The organism is Streptomyces angustmyceticus, from assembly GCF_019933235.1.
Classification (GTDB): Bacteria; Actinomycetota; Actinomycetes; order Streptomycetales; family Streptomycetaceae; genus Streptomyces; species Streptomyces angustmyceticus.
Genome location: NZ_CP082945.1, coordinates 6,666,010 through 6,684,862, shown reverse-complemented (window position 1 = coordinate 6,684,862; position 18,853 = coordinate 6,666,010). Strand labels below are relative to the sequence as shown.

The following is an 18,853-nucleotide window of genomic DNA, read 5'->3' as shown; positions in this document are numbered from 1 at the left end:
CTCGTGCGGTCGGTGTGGTGCGGTGCTCCCCCGGTCCGCGCCGGGCGGGGGTGCCCGGGCGCCGGGACCGGCTGCCCGGCGCGCGGAGCGGTAACCCACCGGCCCCGAAGGGCCGTTGGGCCCCACGGCCGCCGCCGTGGGTGGTGCTGCTGCGAACGGTACCCTCCCGGACGCGGCGCGGGCGCCCGGTGCCCCCGGCGCCCGCCGGGTGAACGGCCGGGGGCGGGAGAACGTGCCCGACGGGCGTCAGGCGTCGCACTCCTCGGCCAGCGCGCGGAGCGCGAGACGGTACGAGCCGATGCCGAAGCCGGCGACCGTACCGCTGGCGACGGCCGCGAGGACCGAGTTGTGGCGGAACTCCTCGCGCGCGTACGGGTTCGAGATGTGCACCTCGATCAGCGGGGCGGTGCGCTGGGCGGCCGCGTCCCGCATGCCGTACGAATAGTGCGTGAAGGCGCCGGGGTTGATGACGACCGGGACCGATCCGTCGGCGGCCTCGTGCAGCCAGCGGATCATCTCCCCCTCGTCGTTGGTCTCGCGGACCTCGGCCTCGAAACCCAGCTCCTTGCCGAGCCGGGCGCACTCCTGGACCAGTCCGGCGTAGGAGGTGGCGCCGTAGACGTCGGGCTCGCGGGAGCCCAGCCGGCCGAGATTGGGCCCGTTGAGGACCAGCACCCGCCGGGTCACGACGCGATCTCCGCGTGGGCGGCGAGCAGCATCGCCGGGTCCGGGCCCTCCAGGACGGTCGGCTTGGCGAGGCCGTCCAGGACGATGAAGCGCAGCCGGTCGCCGCGGGTCTTCTTGTCGACCTTCATGGTCTCCAGCAGCTTGGGCCACTGGTCGCCGCGGTAGGTCAGCGGCAGCCCGACGGACTCCAGGACGGAGCGGTGGCGGTCGGCGGTGGCGTCGTCCAGGCGGCCGGCGATCCGGCCGAGTTCGGCGGCGAAGACCATGCCGACGGAGACGGCCGCGCCGTGGCGCCAGTTGTAGCGCTCGTTCTTCTCGATGGCGTGCGCGAGGGTGTGGCCGTAGTTGAGGATCTCGCGCAGACCGGACTCCTTGAGGTCGGCGGAGACGACCTCGGCCTTGACCCGGATCGCCCGCTCGATCAGCTCGGCGGTGTGCGCGCCGTCCGGGCGCTTGGCGGCCTCGGGGTCGGACTCGATCAGTTCGAGGATCGCCGGGTCGGCGATGAAGCCGGCCTTGATGACCTCGGCCAGGCCGGAGACGTAGTCGTGGACCGGCAGCGAGTCCAGCGCGGCCAGGTCGCAGAGCACCCCGGCCGGCGGGTGGAAGGCGCCGACGAGGTTCTTGCCCTCGGCGGTGTTGATGCCGGTCTTGCCGCCGACCGCGGCGTCCACCATGCCGAGCACGGTGGTCGGCACGGCGATCCAGCGCACCCCGCGCAGCCAGGTCGCGGCGACGAAACCGGCCAGGTCGGTGGTGGCACCGCCGCCGACGCCGACGATCACATCGCTGCGGGTGAAGCCGGACTGGCCGAGCGCCTTCCAGCAGTAGGCGGCGACCTCGGCGGTCTTGGACTCCTCGGCGTTCGGGAGCTGGACGGCGATCGCCTGGTAGCCCTGGGCGGCCAGGTCCTCGCGCAGCGCCTCGCCGGTGGCGGCCAGCGCCTCCGGGTGCAGCACCGCGACCCGCTGCGCGCTCTCGCCGATCAGGCCCGGGAGTTCGCCGAGCAGCTGCCGCCCGACGAGCACCTCGTAGGGGTCGGTGCCCGCCGTGCCGCCGACCTGGATACGGGTGGCCTGCTCCGTCATGCCTGTTCCTCCCTGTGGGCGGCCTGCGGGCTCCCCGCGGCCTGCCGTAGCTCCAAAGCGTCCAGGATCGCCTCGGCGACCTGCTCGGGGGTGCGCTCCCCCGTTCCGATCACGGCGCGCGCGACCTCGGTGTACAGCGGGCGGCGGTGTTCCATCAGTTCGCGCCACTGCTTGCGGGGGTTGACGGCCAGCAGCGGGCGGGGCGCGTCGAGGCCCACCCGCTTGACGGCGTCGGCGAGTCGCACGTCCAGGAAGACCACCGGCAGCCCGGTCAGCAGCGTGCGGGTGCCGCCGTCCAGGATCGCGCCGCCGCCGAGCGAGAGCACCCCGGGGTGGCTCTCCAGCGCCTCGCGCACCGCCGTCCGCTCCAGCTCGCGGAAGTACGGCTCGCCCTCGTCGATGAAGATCTCGGCGATCGGGCGGCCGGCCGTGGCGACGATGTCGGCGTCGGTGTCCCGGTAGCCGACGCCCAGCCGCTCGGCCAGCAGCGCGCCCACCGTCGACTTGCCGGCCCCGGGCGGGCCGATCAGCACGACGACCGGCGAGGTCATCGGATCGCCAGGTGGTCGAGGTAGGTCCGCACGTTGCGGCGGGTCTCCGGCACGCTGTCGCCGCCGAACTTCTCCACCACCGCGTCGGCCAGGACCAGGGCCACCATCGCCTCGGCGACGATGCCCGCGGCCGGCACGGCGCACACGTCCGAGCGCTGGTGGTGCGCCTTGGCCGCCTCACCGGTGCTCACGTCGACGGTCGCCAGCGCCTTCGGCACCGTCGCGATCGGCTTCATCGCGGCCCGCACCCGCAGCAGCTCGCCGGTGGTCAGCCCGCCCTCGGTGCCGCCGGAGCGGCCCGAGCTGCGCTTGATGCCGTCGTCGGTGGAGACGATCTCGTCATGGGCCTTCGAGCCAGGGACCCGGGCCAGGTCGAAGCCGTCGCCGACCTCGACGCCCTTGATCGCCTGGATGCCCATGAGGGCGGCGGCCAGCCGGGCGTCCAGGCGCCGGTCCCAGTGGACGTGGGAGCCCAGGCCCACCGGCACGCCGTACGCCAGCACCTCGACCACACCGCCGAGGGTGTCGCCGTCCTTGTGGGCCTGGTCGATCTCGGCGACCATCGCCTTGCTCGCGTCGGCGTCCAGGCAGCGCACCGGGTCGGCGTCCAGCCGCTCGACGTCGGAGGGCTGCGGGTAGACCCCGTACGGGGCCTTGGCCGCGGCCAGCTCGACGACGTGCGAGACGATCTCGATACCGGCCGTCTCCTTGAGGAAGGAGCGGGCCACCGCGCCCAGGGCGACCCGGGCGGCGGTCTCGCGGGCCGAGGCGCGCTCCAGGATCGGGCGGGCCTCGTCGAAGCCGTACTTCTGCATGCCGGCGAGGTCGGCGTGGCCGGGGCGGGGACGGGTCAGCGGCGCGTTACGGGCGAGTGCGGCCAGCTCCTCCGGGTCCACCGGGTCGGCCGCCATCACCTGCTCCCACTTGGGCCATTCGGTGTTGCCGACCATCACGGCCACCGGCGAGCCCAGCGACAGGCCGTGCCGCACGCCGCCCAGGAAGGTGACCTCGTCCCGCTCGAACTTCATCCGGGCACCGCGGCCGTAGCCGAGCCGGCGCCGGGCCAGGGCGTCCGCCACCAGCTCCGTGGTGATCGGGACTCCGGCCGGAAGGCCCTCCAGCGTCGCCACGAGTGCGGGGCCGTGCGACTCCCCCGCCGTCAGCCAGCGCAACCTGCTCAACGGTGCTCCTCATGTACTGCTCATCCGCGTACGGTGTCTCCCCCCGATCCTCCCACGTCGCGCGCGCCGGGCGGCGCCCAGTCCAGGGGGCGGACCGGGCGCGCGCGGACAGCGCGGACGAAAGGGGCGCACCGGACGGTTCAGCGGGCGGCGAGCGCCGCCTCACCGGCCGTGCGCATCGCGGCGAGCGGCGCCGGGGACCGTCCGGTCATCTGCTCCACCTGGAGCACGGCCTGGTGGACCAGCAGGTCCAGGCCGCCCACCACGGCGCCCCCGCGGGCGGCCCAGGCGGTGGCGAGCGTCGTGGGCCAGGGCTCGTAGAGGACGTCGAAGAGCGTGCCGGGCCGCTCGGGGACGGCGGCGGCGAGCGCGTCGGTGGTGCCCGCCGGGGTGGTCGCGATGGTCAGCGGTGCCTCGAAGGCCGCCGCGGCGTCCTCCCAGGCGGCGGTGCGGACCGCGATGCCCAGCCGCTCGCCCCAGCCGCGCATCTCGTCGGCGCGCGCCCGGCTGCGGACGTACGCGGTGACCTCGCCGGTGCAGATCCGGGCGAGCGCGGCGAGCGCCGAGGAGGCGGTGGCGCCGGCGCCCAGCACCGACGCCCGCTCGACCTGCCGCACTCCGCGCTCGCGCAGCGCGGCGAGCATGCCGGGGATGTCGGTGTTGTCGCCGAGGCGGCGCCCGTCGCCGGTGAGGACGACGGTGTTCACCGCCTCGACCGAGGCCGCCGTGGGGCTGATCTCGTCGAGCAGCGGGATCACCGCCCGCTTGAGCGGCATGGTCAGCGACAGACCCGCCCAGGTGGCGTCCAGGCGTTCCAGGAAGGCGGGCAGCGCCGCCTCGTCGACCTCGTGGCGGTCGTACGTCCACTCGCTCAGCCCGAGTTCCCGGTAGGCGGCGCGGTGCAGCACCGGTGAGAGGGAGTGGGCGATCGGGGAGCCGAGGACCGCGGCTCGACGTGTGGCGCTCATTGCTTGTTTTTCTCTTGTTCCTTTTCGTAGATGCGCCGGTTGCGCTCGTGCTGTTCGTTCGTCACGGCGAACAGCGTCTTCTCCGGGTTGATCGAGACGAAGTAGTACCAGTTGCCCTTCGCCGGGTCGATGGCCGACTTGAGCGCCACCTCGCCCGGGTTGCCGATCGGCCCCGGCGGCAGCCCCTTGAACTTGTAGGTGTTGTAGGGGTCGTTGAAGTTCCGCAGGTTGTCGACGGACCCGGTGTCCAGCGTGCTCTGGGACTTCGCGTAGTTCACCGTCGAGTCGAAGTCCAGCAGGCCGTACGTCTCGGTGTTGTCCGGCTTGAGGCGGTTGTAGACGACCCGCGCGACCTTGACGAAGTCATGCTTGTACTTGCCCTCGGCCTGCGTGAGGCTGGCGACGGTGAGCAGCTGCATCGGCGAGTCGAGCTTGAGCTTGCGGGCGTTGCCCTCCAGGTCGTACTTCGTATAGACCTGGTTCGCCCGCGCCACCATCTGCTTCAGGACCTCGGCCGGTTTCGTCTTGCCGCCGACGCTGTAGGTCGACGGGTAGAGGAAGCCCTCCAGCGGGTCCTTGATCTTCGGCGAGTCGTCGGCCCAGGACGGCAGCCCGAGCTTCTTGGCGTCGCTCTTGGCGACCCCCTTGGTCGTCCCCGCCTTGAGGTGCAGCTTCGTGTCGATGAGCTTGTAGACGTCGCCGGACCGCAGCCCCTCGCGGATCGTGAGGCCGTTGCGGCTCTTGGGGTCCAGCATCAGCTCGATGGCCGCGGCGCCCGACATGTGCCTGCGCAGGGTGTACGTCCCCGCCTGCAGGCTCTGCGCCTTTTTGTTCTCGCCGGCCGCCTCGGTGAAGGCGCCGGCGCTCTTGAGGACGCCCTCGCGCTGGAGGATCTGGCCCATCTCCGAGAGCGGCGAACCGTCCGGGATGTCGACCTGGATCTCGCCGGACCCCTCCCCCTCGTAGTCGGGGGCCGAGCCGAAGTGGGCCATGAAGAAGTCGTAGCCGAAGTAGCCGACCGCGCCCACGGCGCCGGCGAAGACCAGCGTGACGACCAGGCAGGCGGTTCCGCTGCGCCGCTTGTTCTTCTTGTTGCGGCGCTCGCGGCCGGCCCGGCGCGCCTCGCGCGGGTCGTTGTCGTCGTCGTCCCCGCCGTCGCCCGCGAAGAACGCGTGCTCCGGCTCCGGCTCGCGGGGCCCGGCCTCGGCACGCCAGTCGTCGCCGGAGCCGTCGTGCTCGGCGTGCGGCGGCTCCGCCTGTGGCGCGTACGGGTCCTGCTGCTGCGGCTGCTGGTGGTACTGCTGCTGTTGCTGCTGCATCTGCTGCTGTTGCGCCTGCTGCTGCAGATGCTGGGGCTGGGGCGGCGGATAGGCGCCCGGCGTGGCGTAGTAGTCGGGGCTCGCCCCGCTGTACGGGTCGACCGGCGGCTGCTGCCCGTAGGGGTCGTACGGGTCGTAGGGCAGCTGACCGCCCTGCGTGCCGTCCCAGCCCCCGTTGTCGTAGTGCTGCTGGGCATACGGGTCGGCCTGCTGCTGGGGGTACCCGGCGGCCTGCTGCCCGTTCCACGGGGGCTGCTGCGCCTGGCCTCTGGAGGAGCCCTGCTCGCCGTAGAGCGGGTCCTCGGGATGCCACGGTTCGGAGCCGTAGCCCCGGCCATACTCGGTCATCGATCCCCTAGAGCCGAGAGGCGGTGCGCTCCGGACCGGCAGCGCGCTTGCTGGATATCCGACCCGCCTCTACTTGCACGCGCGGCTGTTCGAACGCCGCACATCGCGCGGAACGTTACCGTACCGCGATCAGATGACCACTTCGACGCTCTCGCCCGGAGGAGCCCCGGAGGCCCGTTCGGTCTCCAGCGCACTCTGCAGGATCACCACCGCGGCCGCCTGGTCGACCACCGAGCGGCCCTTCTTGCTGCGCACGCCCGAGGCCCGCAGGCCGTGGGTCGCGGTGACCGTCGACATCCGCTCGTCGACCAGCCGGACCCCCACGGGGGCGACGTTCCGGGCCAGCTCCTGGGCGAAGGCCCGGACCTTGGCCGCGGCCGGCCCCTCTCCCCCACTGAGGGAGCGGGGCAGGCCGACCACGACTTCGAGCGGCTCGTACTCCTCGACGATCGCCTTCAGCCGGCGGTGCGCCGCCGGGACGTCACGCCCCGGCACGGTCTCGACGGGGGTGGCGAGGACCCCGTCGGGGTCGCACGAGGCGACCCCGATACGGGCGTCCCCGACATCCACCGCGATGCGGCGTCCGCGTCGCATCTCACTCACGCCGTCAGGCCGCCTCGGCGACGAGGCGCTCGACGGCCTCGATGGCCTCGGGCACCGCGGCGGCGTTCTGGCCGCCGCCCTGGGCGACGTCCGGCTTGCCGCCGCCACCGCCGCCGAGCGTCTTGGCGGCGGTACGGACCAGGTCACCGGCCTTGATGCCGCGCTCGCGGGCGGCCTCGTTGGTGGCGATGACCGTGACCGGCCGGCCGTTGGCGACCGTGAACAGGGCCACGACCGCGGCCCGGCCGCCCTGGATCCGGCCGCGGACGTCGAGCACCAGCTTGCGCAGGTCGTCGGCGGAGGTGCCGTCCGGGACCTGGCCGGCGGCCAGCGCCACACCGCGGACGTCCTTGGCGCCCTCGGCCAGCCCGGCGGCGGCCTGCAGCACCTTCTCCGCGCGGAACTTCTCGATCTCCTTCTCGGCGTCCTTCAGCTTGGCCAGGACGCCGGAGATCTTCTCGGGCAGCTCCTCCGGGCGTCCCTTGACCAGCTCGGTGAGCTGGGAGACGACGGTGTGCTCACGGGCCAGGAACTTGTAGGCGTCCACACCCACCAGCGCCTCGACCCGGCGCACGCCGGAGCCGATGGAGGACTCGCCGAGCAGCTTCACCAGGCCCAGCTGGGCGGTGTTGTGGACGTGGGTGCCGCCGCACAGCTCCTTGGAGAAGTCGCCGATGGTGACCACGCGGACACGGTCGCCGTACTTCTCGCCGAACTCGGCGATGGCGCCCTGCTTCTTGGCGTCCTCCATGCTCATGACCTCGGCGTGGACGTCGAGCTCACGGGCGAGCACATCGTTGATCTTCTGCTCGACGTCGGTCAGCACCGTGCCGGGCACGGCCGTCGGCGAGCCGAAGTCGAAGCGGAAGCGGCCCGGGGAGTTCTCCGAACCGGCCTGGGCGGCCGTCGGGCCCAGGGCGTCGCGCAGCGCCTGGTGGGTGAGGTGGGTGGCGCTGTGGGCGCGGGCGATGGCACGCCGGCGGCTCACATCGATCGAGGCGTACGCGGCGGAGCCGAGCACCACCTCGCCGACCTGGACGACGCCCTTGTGAACCGTGACGCCGGGCACCGGCTGCTGGACGTCGCGGACCTCGACGACGGCGCCGGAGTCCAGCTTGATCCGGCCGGTGTCGGCGAGCTGGCCGCCGCCCTCGGCGTAGAAGGGGGTGCGGTCCAGGACGACCTCGACCTCGTCGCCCTCGTGGGCGGCGGGCGCCGGGGCGCCGTTGACCAGCAGGCCCACGATGCTGGACTCGCCCTCGGTGGCACCGTAGCCGGTGAACTCCGTGGCGCCGGACTTGTCGGCGACCTCGCGGTAGGCGGACAGGTCGGCGTGGCCGCTCTTCTTGGCCTGGGCGTCGGCCTTGGCGCGGTCCCGCTGCTCCTTCATCAGGCGGCGGAAGCCGTCCTCGTCCACCGAAAGGCCCTGTTCGGCGGCCATTTCGAGGGTGAGGTCGATCGGGAAGCCCCAGGTGTCGTGGAGCAGGAAGGCCTTGTCGCCGGGCAGGACCGTGCCGCCGGCGGACTTGGTGTCGGTGACGGCGCTGTCGAGGATGTTGGTGCCGGCCTTCAGCGTCTTGACGAAGGCGGCCTCCTCGGCGAGGGCGACCGTCTCGATGCGGCGGCGGTCCTCCAGCAGCTCCGGGTACTGCTGGCCCATGGTCTTGATGACCACGTCCAGCAGCTCGCCGATGACCAGGCCGGTGGCACCGAGCAGGCGCATGTTGCGGATGGCGCGGCGCATGATGCGGCGCAGGACGTAGCCGCGGCCCTCGTTGCCGGGGGTGACGCCGTCGCCGATGAGCATCGTGGAGGTGCGGATGTGGTCGGCGACGACGCGCAGCGAGACGTCGGAGTCGTGCGAGTCGCCGTAGTGGACGCCGGAGAGCTCGGTGGCCTTGTCGATGACGACACGGAGGGTGTCCGTCTCGTACATGTTCGGGACGTCCTGGAGGATCATCGCCAGGCGCTCGAGGCCGAGGCCGGTGTCGATGTTCTTGCTGGGCAGCTCGCCGAGGATCTCGAAGTCCTCCTTACCGGTGCCCGCACCCCGCTCGTACTGCATGAAGACGAGGTTCCAGATCTCCACGTAACGCTCGTCGTTGACGGCCGGGCCGCCCTCGACGCCGAACTCCGGGCCGCGGTCGTAGTTGATCTCGGAGCACGGGCCGCAGGGGCCCGGGACGCCCATGGACCAGTAGTTCTCCTTCTTGCCCAGGCGCTGGATGCGCTCCTTGGGCACGCCGATGACCTCGTGCCAGATGCGCTCGGCCTCGTCGTCCTCCAGGTAGACGGTGATCCAGAGGCGCTCCGGGTCGAGGGCGTAGCCCCCGTCGGCCTGGGAGCCGGTCAGCAGCTCCCAGGCGTACTTGATGGCGCCTTCCTTGAAGTAGTCGCCGAAGGAGAAGTTGCCGCACATCTGGAAGAACGTGCCGTGCCGGGTGGTCTTGCCGACCTCTTCGATGTCCGGCGTGCGGACGCACTTCTGGACGCTGGTGGCGCGCGCGGCGGGCGGCTTGACCTCGCCGAGGAAGTACGGCTTGAAGGGGACCATGCCCGCGTTGACGAGCAGCAGCGTCGGGTCGTCCGCGATGAGCGACGCCGACGGCACGACGGTGTGCCCGCGCTCCTCGAAGAAGCGCAGCCAGCGGCGGCGGATTTCAGCCGACTCCATCAGTGGTCCTCTTTTCCAGTCGGTCCGGTCAGACCGGTGTGTCCGGTTGTTCTCGTGGTGCGGTACTGCGGTTCGAGCACCGCGCGGCGCGGCGCGGGCAGCTCGCGCGCCTCGCCCGTGCTGCCGAGGCCCAGGGCTTCGTGCAACTGCTCTTCACGGTCCGACATTCCGGTCCGTACGTCCAATGCAAATTGGCGCAGCCGGTGTCCGGTCTCGACGGCCTTGTCCGCGGCCTGGGCGGCGAGGCTGTCGGGCTGCAGCCTGCGCAGCTTGCGGTGGACCTTGTTGGTGGCCCACACGCCGGCGGCGGCGCCGGTGGTGAACCAGAATGCGCGGCGGAACATCGCTGTGATCAGTCCTTGGAGCGACGGTTGCGGCGCCCGCCGCGGCGGGCGCCGGGCAGGATACGGCCGGGGACGACGGTGCGCTGCGGCTCCGGTTCACCCTTCTTGCCGATCGCGCGGCGCACGCCGTAGCCGAACGCGGCCACCTTGACCAGCGGGCCCCCGAAGGCGGAGGACACGGTCGAGGAGAGCGCGGAGGCGTTGGCGGTGACCTCCTGGACGTCGGCGGCGATGGCGTCGACGCGGGCCAGCTGGGTGTGCGCGGAGCGGACGGTCGCGGAGGCGTCGGCCAGGAGCGGCACGGCCTGCTCGGACACCTCGGCCACCATCTTGGTGGTCGCCTTGAGGGTCTGTGCGAGCCTCACCAGCACGAGGGCGAGGAACGACACAAGGATGGCCCAGAAGACGGCCACGAGGATCCCGGCCACCTCTCCACCGGACACGTTGGCACCACTCTCCGACTGGTTCGGTCTGGTTTCGTCCTGCTCGAACGGCAACCTTGACCTTATCGCGCCGTGACTGTCCGTCCGTACCCCGTTCCCCGTGCGGCGGAGCGGGCGCCGGAGGAATCCGGAGGCGTGATTGTACGGTCCGCATCCTGCCGAGTACGCTCCGTGTGCCATGCGACGCCTCACGCGCCCCGGCCCTGTCTTCCGCCCCTCCCCGGCGCAGCCGCGGACGCCGGAGCCGCCCGGGAACCTTCCCGCGGAGCTCAACGGCTTCTTCGGCCGCCACGACGAACTGGCCGCCCTGGCGCGAGCACTGGAATCCGCGCGCCTGGTGACGCTCACCGGCCTCGGCGGCATCGGCAAATCGCGGCTCGCCCGCCATGCAGCTGCGATCTTGCAGGATCGCTTCTGCGATGGGGCGTGGCTGGTCGAGCTGGCCGACCTGCGCGAGCCGCACCTCCTGGACCACGCGGTCGCCGAGGCGCTGGGGGTCGCCGACCACAGCGGCCGCCCGGTCCGCGCCTCCCTGGGCGACCACCTCGCCGACCGCGACCTGCTGCTCGTCCTGGACGGCTACGAGCACCTCGTCGACGCCTGCGCCGAGCTGACCGGGCAGCTGCTGCGCCGCGCCCCGGGGCTGCGGGTGCTGGCGGCGGGCCGGCGGCCGCTCGGCCTGGACGGCGAGCGGAACCTGCCGCTGCCGCCGATGAACACCGCCGATGCCACCGCCCTGTTCGCCGACCGCGCCGCCGCCGTCGTCGCCGGATTCACCGTCGGGCCCTCCGACGAGGCCGTCGTCACCGAACTCTGCGAACACCTGGAGGGCATCCCGCTCGCGCTGGAGCTGGCCGCCGGGCGGCTGCGCGCCCTGTCCGCGGCCCAGGTGCTGCACCGGCTCGACGACCGCTTCCGGCTGCTGACCGGCACCCGCCCGCGGCGCGCGCCCGATGGCCAGGCCCCTCCGCCGCACCCGGCGCCGCCCGCGTACGGCGACCTGCCCGCGCAGGGGGGACGCCCGCCCCGCCACCAGACGCTGCGCTGCGCGATCGGCTGGAGCCATGAGCTGTGCACGCCCGAGGAGCGGCTGCTGTGGGCCCGGCTGTCGGTCTTCGCCGGGCAGTTCGACCTGGACGCGGTCGAATACGTCTGCGCGGGCCCGGAGCTGCCGGCCAGTGAACTCCTCGACGTCCTCACGGAGTTGGTCGCCCAGTCGGTCCTGGTGCGCGAGGGGACCGCGACCGGGGTGCGCTACCGGATGCTGGAGACCGTACGCGCCTACGGTGCGGGCTGGCTGGCGGCGACGCCCGACGGCGACCGGCTGCGGCGCCGGCACCGCGACTGGTACCTGGGGCTGGCGACCTGGTGCGAGCTGGACTGGTTCAGCTCCCGGCAGGCGGAGATCGCGGCCCGGATCGAGGCCGAACTGCCCAATGTGCGGGTGGCGCTGGAACAGAGCCTTCAGAGCCCCGGCGAGACCCACCTGGGCCAGTACCTGGCGGGCACCCTGTGGTTCTACTGGGTGGGCTGCGGCCGGCTCGCGGAGGGCCGGCACTGGCTGGACCGGGCCCTGGAGCTGGAGGGCGACCACGACGAGGCCCGGCTCAAGGCGCTGTGGGTGGCCGGCTACGTCGCGGTGATCCAGGGGGACACCGTCGGCGCGCTGGAGGCCCTGCAGGAGTGCCGCGACGGCGCCGAGCGGACCGGCAACGCCACCGCGGCCGCCTACGCGCTGCACCGCACCGGCTGCCTGGCGCTGGTCAGCGACGACCTGCCGCGCGCCGAGCGGCTGCTGCGCGCCGCCCTGCTGCGCTACCAGGAGATCGGGGAGCTCAACAGCAATGTGCTGATGGGGCAGGTCGAGCTGGCGATGGCGCTGGCCTTCCAGGGCGGGCTGGCGGACGCGGTGCGGCTGTGCCAGGACGTCCTGGAGGTGTGCGAGGAGCACGGCGAGCGCTGGACGCTGGCGTACGCCCAGTACGTGCTGGCCTTCGCGGCCTGGACCCGCGGCGACGGCGAGCGGGCCCGCGGGCTGCTGGAGGAGTGCCTGGCCATCGACCACACCTTCCACGACCTGCTCGGGGCGGTGCTGGCGATCGAACTGCTGGCCCTGGTGACACTGGGCGAGGGCGACGCGGAGGAGGCGGCGGTGCTGCAGGGCGCCGCCGGGCGGATCTGGCCGTCGGTGGGGCTGCCGCTGTTCGGCTCGCGCCACTTCAACCAGCCGCACGCGCGGTGCGAGGAGCTGGCGCGCGAGCGGCTGGGCGCCGAGCGCTACGAGCACTGCCGGCGCGCGGGCGAGCGGCTCGACCTGGACGCGGCGGTGGCCCGGATCCTGCGGCCCGCCGGCCTGCTGCCCGCCCAGCGGCCCGCGCCCGGCACGAACGAGCCCGCCGCCTCCCCCTCCGCGAGCGGCGGGGAGACGGCGGGCTGAGCGTGGTGCTGCGCCTGCGGTGGTGCTTAGCGGGCGTAGTACTCGACGACGAGCTGCTCGTCGCAGATCACCGGGATCTCCTTGCGGTTCGGGTCCCGGTCGAGGCGGAACGCCAGAGCCTGCAGGTTGACCTCCAGGTAACGCGGGGTCTCGCCGTCGGGGGCGTAGCCACCCTCACGCGCGACCTGGAAGGGGTGCTTCTCGCGGCTGCGCTCGCGGACCATCACGACGTCGCCGGGGCGGACGCGGAAGGACGGCTTGTCGACCTTGCGGTCGTTCACCGAGATGTGGCCGTGGACGACCATCTGACGGGCCTGGTAGATGGTGCGGGCGATGCCCGACCGCAGGACGAGCGCGTCCAGACGGCGCTCAAGCTCGATGATCAGCGCTTCGCCGGTCTTGCCTTCGACCTTCCGAGCGCGGTCGTAGGCACGCGCCATCTGGCGCTCGCTGATGTCGTACTGCGCACGCAGGCGCTGCTTCTCGAGCAGACGGACCTTGTAGTCACTGCTCTGCTTGCGGCCACGGCCGTGCTCGCCGGGCGGGTAGGGACGGGCCTCGAAGTACTTGACGGCCTTCGGCGTCAGCGCGATGCCGAGCGCGCGGGACTTCTTGACCTTGGGACGCGACTGGTTCACGTGGAACGTTCCTCCATGTAAGTTAGGTGAGGCTTACCTTAGCGCGAGGAGAACGCATGTTTCGACCTGGGATCCCCCTGCCCAGTGCACACCGCACCGAGTCGGGTCAGCCGCGTCCCGTGGAAGACGCCCAGCAGCCGTCGGCCGCCGAGCGCATACGAACCCTCGTCGAGTCCCATGGTATGGCGTCCTTGAGCATCCCCGGTGTCGAGGACCCCGACGAGGCCGGCCTCTCGGCTCCCGTCTGCCGGACGGTCACATCCGGTGGAGACGTGCTGTTGCTGGTTCCTGGGGACTCTGCGGCGGCTCGGGCGGCCGCGCACGCGCAGGACGACGACCTCACAGCCGTGATGGAGATCACGGACGTCGCACCCGTTTCGGTGCCCCATCGCATCCGTGGACGGGCCTGGCTGGCCGGCTGGCTGACCCCCGTGCGCAACGACCAGCGCGCCGAGGCCGCGATGCTGCTCGCCGAGCGGCACCCGGTCGGCGAGCTGCTGGGCATCGGCGAGGCCCTGCAGCCGGACCCGGGACCGGGCCTGTACGGGCGGGCCGCCTGGATGATGCTGCGCCTGGAGGTCGGCGAGGGCGCGGTGGACGACCTGTGGGGCGCCGAGCCCGTCGAGCCCGACGACTTCGCCGAGGCGGCCCCCGATCCGCTGGCCGCCCACGAGGCGGAGCTGCTGCAGCATCTGCACGCGGCGCACAGCGAGCAGGTGGGCGGGCTGTGCGCGCTGCTGGGCGACCGCGGACCGGCCTGCGGGCTGCGGGACCGGGCCGTGCCGGTGGGCCTGGACCGCTTCGGGCTGCGGGTCCGCTTCACGGACGCCGAGCAGCGGTCCTTCGACGCGCGGTTCGACTTCCGCGAGCCGGTGCGGGACGTGAGGGAGCTGCGGCGGGCGATGCATCTGCTCTTCGAGGCGGCGGCGGAGTAGGGGCGGCTCGGACGGCCGTCGTCCGCCCCGGGAACCGCCCGCGGCCGCCTCGGCCCGCGCGCGCCCGCCCGGCCCGGGCGGTGACTAGTCGGCGGTGCCCTCGCCGGAGGCCGAGCGCAGGCGGACGCGGACCCGCTCCACGACATCGGCGTAGCGGGCCTCCGCGCCGTGGCGGGTGGGCTCGTAGTAGCGCGTGCCGTGCACCTCGTCCGGCGCGTACTGCTGGGCCGCGATTCCGCCCGGCAGGTCGTGCGGGTACTGGTAGCCCTGGCCGTGGCCGAGCTTCTGGGCGCCCTTGTAGTGGCTGTCGCGCAGATGCGGCGGCACCGCGCCCGCCCGGCCCGCCCGGACGTCCGCCAGGGCGGCGTCGATGGCGGTGTACGCGGCGTTCGACTTCGGGGCCAGGGCGAGCGCGATGGTGGCCTGGCTCAGCGTGATCCGGGCCTCCGGGAAGCCGATCATCGCCACGGCCTGGGCGGCGGCCACCGCGGTCTGCAGGGCCGTCGGATCGGCCAGGCCGATGTCCTCGCTCGCCGAGATCATCAGCCGCCGGGCGATGAAACGCGGGTCCTCCCCCGCCTCGATCATGCGCGCGAGGTAGTGCAGCGCGGCGTCGACGTCCGAGCCCCGGATGGACTTGATCAGCGCGCTGGCGACGTCGTAGTGCTGGTCGCCGTCCCGGTCGTACTTCACCGCGGCCCGGTCGACGGACTCCTCCAGCGTCCGGAGGGTGATCTCCTTCTCCCCCTTGGCCAGCGCGGATCCCGCCCCGGCCTCCAGGGCCGTCAGCGCGCGCCGGGCGTCGCCGCCGGCGATCCGCAGCAGATGCCCCTCGGTGTCCTCGGGGAGCGTGACCGCGCCCGCCAGCCCGCGCGCATCGGTCAGCGCGCGGCGCAGCAGCCCGCGCAGATCGTCGTCGGTGAGGGGTTCGAGGGTCAGCAGCAGGGAGCGGGACAGCAGCGGCGAGATCACCGAGAAGTACGGGTTCTCGGTCGTCGCGGCGATCAGGGTGACCCAGCGGTTCTCCACCGCGGGCAGCAGGGAGTCCTGCTGGGCCTTGCTGAAGCGGTGGATCTCGTCCAGGAAGAGCACGGTCTCCTTGCCGAAACCGCCCGAGGCGCGCCGGGCGCCGTCGATCACCGCGCGGACCTCCTTGACGCCCGCCGTGATGGCCGAGAGCTCCACGAAGCGCTTGTTCGTGGCCTGGCTGACGACGTACGCGAGGGTCGTCTTGCCGATCCCCGGCGGTCCCCACAGGAACACCGACGACGGCCCGGCCGGCCCTCCTCCCACCCGTCGCCCACCACCGCCCTTGTCCGAAGGCCCTCCGGGCCCGCCCCCTGTGTCGTCACCGACCAGCCGCCGCAGCGGCGAGCCCGGCTTGAGGAGATGCTGCTGGCCCACGACTTCGTCGAGGGTGCGCGGACGCATCCGCACGGCGAGCGGGGACCCCGCGGGGTCCTTCTCCTGACGGTCTTCGGCAGCGGCGGTGAACAGGTCGGGCTCCACGTCCACGAGCCTATGCCACCCCACTGACAACGCCCCGGGCGCCGTTGACGGCGGCCGGGGCGTGGGCGGGTGCGCGGAGCGACTAGATCAGGGTGCTCCAGAACGACCACCACTTGGTGAGGATCAGCACCGCGATCACGCCGTACCAGAGCACCGGCACGACCCAGTGGAACTCGACCACCGCGGCGCGCAGCCCCTCGGGCGCCGGGATGATGCCGTGCTTGAGGTTGTGCGCGGTGGTGTACCAGAACATCAGGATGGTGACGCACCAGGTCAGCGTGCACCACAGGCACAGCGAGTTGATGCTGTACAGCGACTGGGACATCAGCCACATGCAGAAGACCGAGGCGAGTCCGGTGCCGATGTTCAGGCCGATCCAGTACCAGCGGCGGAAGCGGGCGCCGGCCAGCAGGGCCATGCCGATCGCGATGACGACGCCGAACCCGACCAGCCCGGCCATCGGGTTCGGGAAGCCGAAGACCTCCGCCTGCTTGCTCTGCATGACGTTGGTGCAGGAGATGATCGGGTTGAGACTGCAGGCCGGCTTGAAGCTGGGGTCCTTCAGCAGCTCGAACTTGTCCAGGGTGATGATCCAGGCCGCGAGGATGCCCAGGGCTCCGGTGATCACCAGGAGGAGCGCGAGGCTGCGGCCGGAACCGATGGTGCCCGCGCCGCTCGCGTGGTCGTCGTCGGTGGACACGTCGTCAAGCGCTGTCGTCGTCATATCGCCGTTTCCGTCGATCCCTGAGGAGATGGGCTGAGCAAGCGGATCCGCGAGGGCGGCACCGCCGTTCATTCTGCCCCAACTCCACCACGGCCCGCCGTGCGATGAACATAAAGTCGAACCCCGCGTACACAGGGTTCTCTCAGGTTCGGGGCCTCCCGGCCCGCCCCGCGGCCCGGTGCGGGCCGGCCGCCGCCCGTGGCGCGGGCGCGGCCAAATCCCTCCGCCGGGATGACGGCGCGGCCGGTGTTGACACCGGGCGCCGGCAGCACGAGGGGCCCGGACGGCAGGTCGCCGCCGGGCCCCTCGGCGTCCTGCCGCGCGGGCTCAGCCCAGCCGGCGCCGGATCTCCGCGGCCGCGCCGTCGAGCGCCACGGCGGTCTGCTCGCCGCTCTCCAGGTCCTTGAGCTGGACCACGCCCTCGGCCAGGTCCCGCTCGCCCGCGACGAGCGCCAGCCGCGCGCCGGAGCGGTTGGCGGACTTCATGGCGTTCTTCAGGCCCTTGCCGCCGAACGCGAAGTCGGTGGCGACCCCGGCCCGGCGCAGCTCGGTGACCACGCCGAACAGCACCCGGCGGGCCTCCTCGCCGAGCGGGACGGCATAGACGGCGGTGGCGGCGGGGATGTCGAGCGTGATGCCCTCCGCCTCCAGCGCCAGCACCGTGCGGTCGACGCCCAGCGCCCAGCCGACGGACGGCAGCGCGGGGCCGCCGATCATCTCGGAGAGGCCGTCGTAGCGGCCGCCGCCGCCCACCGCGGACTGCGAGCCCAGGCCGTCGTGGACGAACTCGAAGGTGGTGCGGGTGTAGTAGTCCAGGCCGCGGACCAGCTTCTCGTCGTCCTCGAAGGCCACGCCCGCCGCGGTCAGCAGCTCGCGCACCTGCTCGTGGTACGCCTTGCAGTCCTCGCAGAGGTAGTCGCGGAGCCTGGGCGCCCCGTCGAGCTGCTTCTGCACCGCCTCGCGCTTGTCGTCCAGGACGCGCAGCGGGTTGATGTCGACCCGGCGCCGGGTGTCCTCGTCCAGGTCGAGCCCGCGCAGGAAGTCCTGCAGCGCGGCGCGGTAGACGGGGCGGCACTCCTTGTCGCCCAGGGAGTTGAGCAGGATGCGGAAGTTCCGCAGCCCCAGCGCGCGGTAGGCCTGGTCGGCCAGGATGATCAACTCGGCGTCCAGCGCCGGGTCCTCGGCGCCGATGGCCTCGGCGCCGACCTGGGAGAAGTGACGGTAGCGGCCCTTCTGCGGACGCTCGTAGCGGTAGTACGAGCCGGAGTACCAGAGCTTGACGGGGAGGTTGCCCGCCTTGTGGAGGTTGGCCTCCAGCGCGGCGCGCAGCACGGACGCGGTGCCCTCGGGGCGCAGCGCGAGCCGGTCGCCGCCCTTGGTCTCGAAGGCGTACATCTCCTTGGTCACGATGTCGGTGGACTCGCCGACCCCGCGCGCGAACAGTTCGACGTTCTCGAAGCCGGGCGTCTCGATGTAGCCGTAGCCGGAGTTCTTCAGCGGCGCGGAGATCGCCTCGCGCACCGCGAGATAGGTGGCGGACTGCGGCGGAATCAGGTCGTACGTGCCCTTGGGGGCCTTGAAGGTGCTCACGGAAGCTCTCGTCACATTCCTCGTCGCGGAGCGGCGCTGAAGCCGTCTCCGAGGCCGGCGGCCACTTCCCGCAGGAAGGGGTTGGTGGCGCGCTCGTGGCCGATGGTGGTCTGGGGGCCGTGGCCGGACAGCACGACGGTGGAGTCCTCCAGCGGCAGGCACACACGCGCCAGCGACTGAAGGATCTCGGCGTGGTCGCCGCCCGGCAGGTCGGTGCGTCCGATGGAGCCGGCGAACAGCAGGTCGCCCGAGAAGAAGACCGGCGGAACGTCGGCCTGCTCGGGCATCCGGAAGGTCACCGACCCCTTGGTATGGCCCGGCGCGTGCGCGACGGAGAACTCCATCCCGGCGAGTTCCAGGGCGGCACCGTCGCCCAGCTCCTTGACGTCGTCCGGCTCGCCCACCGTGAGCTCGCCCATGAGCTGCTGACCGATGGAGCGGCCGAGGGCCTTCTCCGGGTCGCTCATCATGTAGCGGTCCGCGGGGTGGATCCAGGCCGGGACGTCGTGCGCGCCGCACACCGGCACGACCGAGGCGACGTGGTCGATGTGACCATGCGTGAGAACGACCGCGACGGGCTTGAGCCGATGCTTCTTCACCGCGTCCTCGACGCCTTGGGCCGCCTGGTGGCCCGGGTCGATGATGACGCACTCCTCGCCTGCGGCGGGGGCGACCAAGTAGCAGTTGGTGCCCCAGGCCCCGGCGGGGAACCCGGCAATCAGCACGTTCGTCCTTAAAGGTCGGTGTGGAGGTCGGCCGGCAAGGCCGCTTCTCCCGGACATCTCGGCAGCTCCAGAGCCTACCGGCGGGACTC

At 72.4% G+C, this 18,853-nt stretch carries 17 protein-coding genes; 2 read left to right on the top strand and 15 right to left on the bottom strand.

Going from position 1 to position 18,853, the window contains the following annotated elements; all coding sequences use genetic code 11:
• Window positions 1-246: 246 nt before the first annotated feature.
• The 10 genes from aroQ to K7396_RS29830 all read right to left on the bottom strand — a co-directional run bounded on the left by aroQ (window position 247) and on the right by K7396_RS29830 (window position 10,206).
• Window positions 247-687, bottom strand: a complete 441-nt coding sequence (gene aroQ, locus K7396_RS29875) for a type II 3-dehydroquinate dehydratase (protein WP_086718493.1) — start codon at window positions 685-687, stop codon at window positions 247-249.
• Window positions 684-1,775 carry a 3-dehydroquinate synthase gene (gene aroB, locus K7396_RS29870; protein ID WP_086718492.1) on the bottom strand — a complete coding sequence of 364 codons (1,092 nt, stop codon included), beginning with the start codon at window positions 1,773-1,775 and terminating at the stop codon, window positions 684-686. The genes aroQ and aroB overlap by 4 nt, the downstream gene beginning before the upstream one ends.
• Entirely contained in the window at window positions 1,772-2,326 is a 555-nt protein-coding gene (locus K7396_RS29865) for a shikimate kinase (RefSeq protein WP_086718491.1), read from the bottom strand. Before K7396_RS29865 ends, aroB begins: the two co-directional genes overlap by 4 nt.
• Entirely contained in the window at window positions 2,323-3,507 is a 1,185-nt protein-coding gene (gene aroC / locus K7396_RS29860) for a chorismate synthase (protein WP_086718490.1), read from the bottom strand. Before aroC ends, K7396_RS29865 begins: the two co-directional genes overlap by 4 nt.
• Window positions 3,508-3,647: 140 nt before the next feature.
• Window positions 3,648-4,475, bottom strand: a complete 828-nt coding sequence (locus tag K7396_RS29855; protein WP_086718489.1) for a shikimate dehydrogenase — start codon at window positions 4,473-4,475, stop codon at window positions 3,648-3,650.
• Entirely contained in the window at window positions 4,472-6,142 is a 1,671-nt protein-coding gene (mltG, locus tag K7396_RS29850) for an endolytic transglycosylase MltG (protein ID WP_086718488.1), read from the bottom strand. Before mltG ends, K7396_RS29855 begins: the two co-directional genes overlap by 4 nt.
• Window positions 6,143-6,271: 129 nt before the next feature.
• Window positions 6,272-6,736, bottom strand: coding sequence for a Holliday junction resolvase RuvX (gene ruvX / locus K7396_RS29845; RefSeq protein WP_086718487.1), 465 nt, complete (start codon window positions 6,734-6,736; stop codon window positions 6,272-6,274).
• Window positions 6,737-6,749: 13 nt separating this feature from the next.
• Window positions 6,750-9,419, bottom strand: coding sequence for an alanine--tRNA ligase (gene alaS / locus K7396_RS29840; RefSeq protein WP_086718486.1), 2,670 nt, complete (start codon window positions 9,417-9,419; stop codon window positions 6,750-6,752).
• The gene (locus K7396_RS29835; protein WP_086718485.1) at window positions 9,419-9,763 is read right to left on the bottom strand and encodes a DUF6167 family protein; all 345 of its coding nucleotides are present in this window, start codon (window positions 9,761-9,763) and stop codon (window positions 9,419-9,421) included. The genes alaS and K7396_RS29835 overlap by 1 nt, the downstream gene beginning before the upstream one ends.
• Window positions 9,764-9,771: 8 nt before the next feature.
• Entirely contained in the window at window positions 9,772-10,206 is a 435-nt protein-coding gene (locus K7396_RS29830) for a DUF948 domain-containing protein (RefSeq protein WP_174887034.1), read from the bottom strand.
• Between the two features lie 178 nt (window positions 10,207-10,384).
• Here K7396_RS29830 and K7396_RS29825 point away from each other — a divergent pair, with 178 nt between their 5' ends.
• Complete coding sequence (locus K7396_RS29825) at window positions 10,385-12,643, top strand: ATP-binding protein (protein ID WP_086718483.1); 2,259 nt, start codon at window positions 10,385-10,387, stop codon at window positions 12,641-12,643.
• A 26-nt stretch (window positions 12,644-12,669) separates the two neighbouring features.
• On the opposite strand, the gene rpsD is transcribed toward K7396_RS29825, so the two are convergent.
• Window positions 12,670-13,281: a 30S ribosomal protein S4 gene (rpsD, locus tag K7396_RS29820; RefSeq protein ID WP_086718482.1), complete on the bottom strand. Its 612-nt coding sequence runs from the start codon at window positions 13,279-13,281 to the stop codon at window positions 12,670-12,672.
• A 182-nt stretch (window positions 13,282-13,463) separates the two neighbouring features.
• Between rpsD and K7396_RS29815 the strand changes: the two genes are divergently transcribed.
• Window positions 13,464-14,216, top strand: a complete 753-nt coding sequence (locus K7396_RS29815; protein ID WP_086718481.1) for a DUF2470 domain-containing protein — start codon at window positions 13,464-13,466, stop codon at window positions 14,214-14,216.
• 84 nt (window positions 14,217-14,300) lie between these two features.
• On the opposite strand, the gene K7396_RS29810 is transcribed toward K7396_RS29815, so the two are convergent.
• The 4 genes from K7396_RS29810 to K7396_RS29795 all read right to left on the bottom strand — a co-directional run bounded on the left by K7396_RS29810 (window position 14,301) and on the right by K7396_RS29795 (window position 18,764).
• A complete protein-coding gene (locus tag K7396_RS29810; RefSeq protein WP_152105216.1) occupies window positions 14,301-15,725 on the bottom strand; it encodes a replication-associated recombination protein A in 1,425 nt (474 codons plus the stop codon).
• A gap of 82 nt (window positions 15,726-15,807) precedes the next feature.
• Window positions 15,808-16,449 carry a vitamin K epoxide reductase family protein gene (locus K7396_RS29805; protein WP_086720430.1) on the bottom strand — a complete coding sequence of 214 codons (642 nt, stop codon included), beginning with the start codon at window positions 16,447-16,449 and terminating at the stop codon, window positions 15,808-15,810.
• A gap of 327 nt (window positions 16,450-16,776) precedes the next feature.
• Window positions 16,777-18,039 carry a histidine--tRNA ligase gene (gene hisS / locus K7396_RS29800; RefSeq protein ID WP_086720429.1) on the bottom strand — a complete coding sequence of 421 codons (1,263 nt, stop codon included), beginning with the start codon at window positions 18,037-18,039 and terminating at the stop codon, window positions 16,777-16,779.
• Between the two features lie 11 nt (window positions 18,040-18,050).
• Complete coding sequence (locus K7396_RS29795) at window positions 18,051-18,764, bottom strand: MBL fold metallo-hydrolase (RefSeq protein WP_086720428.1); 714 nt, start codon at window positions 18,762-18,764, stop codon at window positions 18,051-18,053.
• Window positions 18,765-18,853 lie beyond the last annotated feature (89 nt).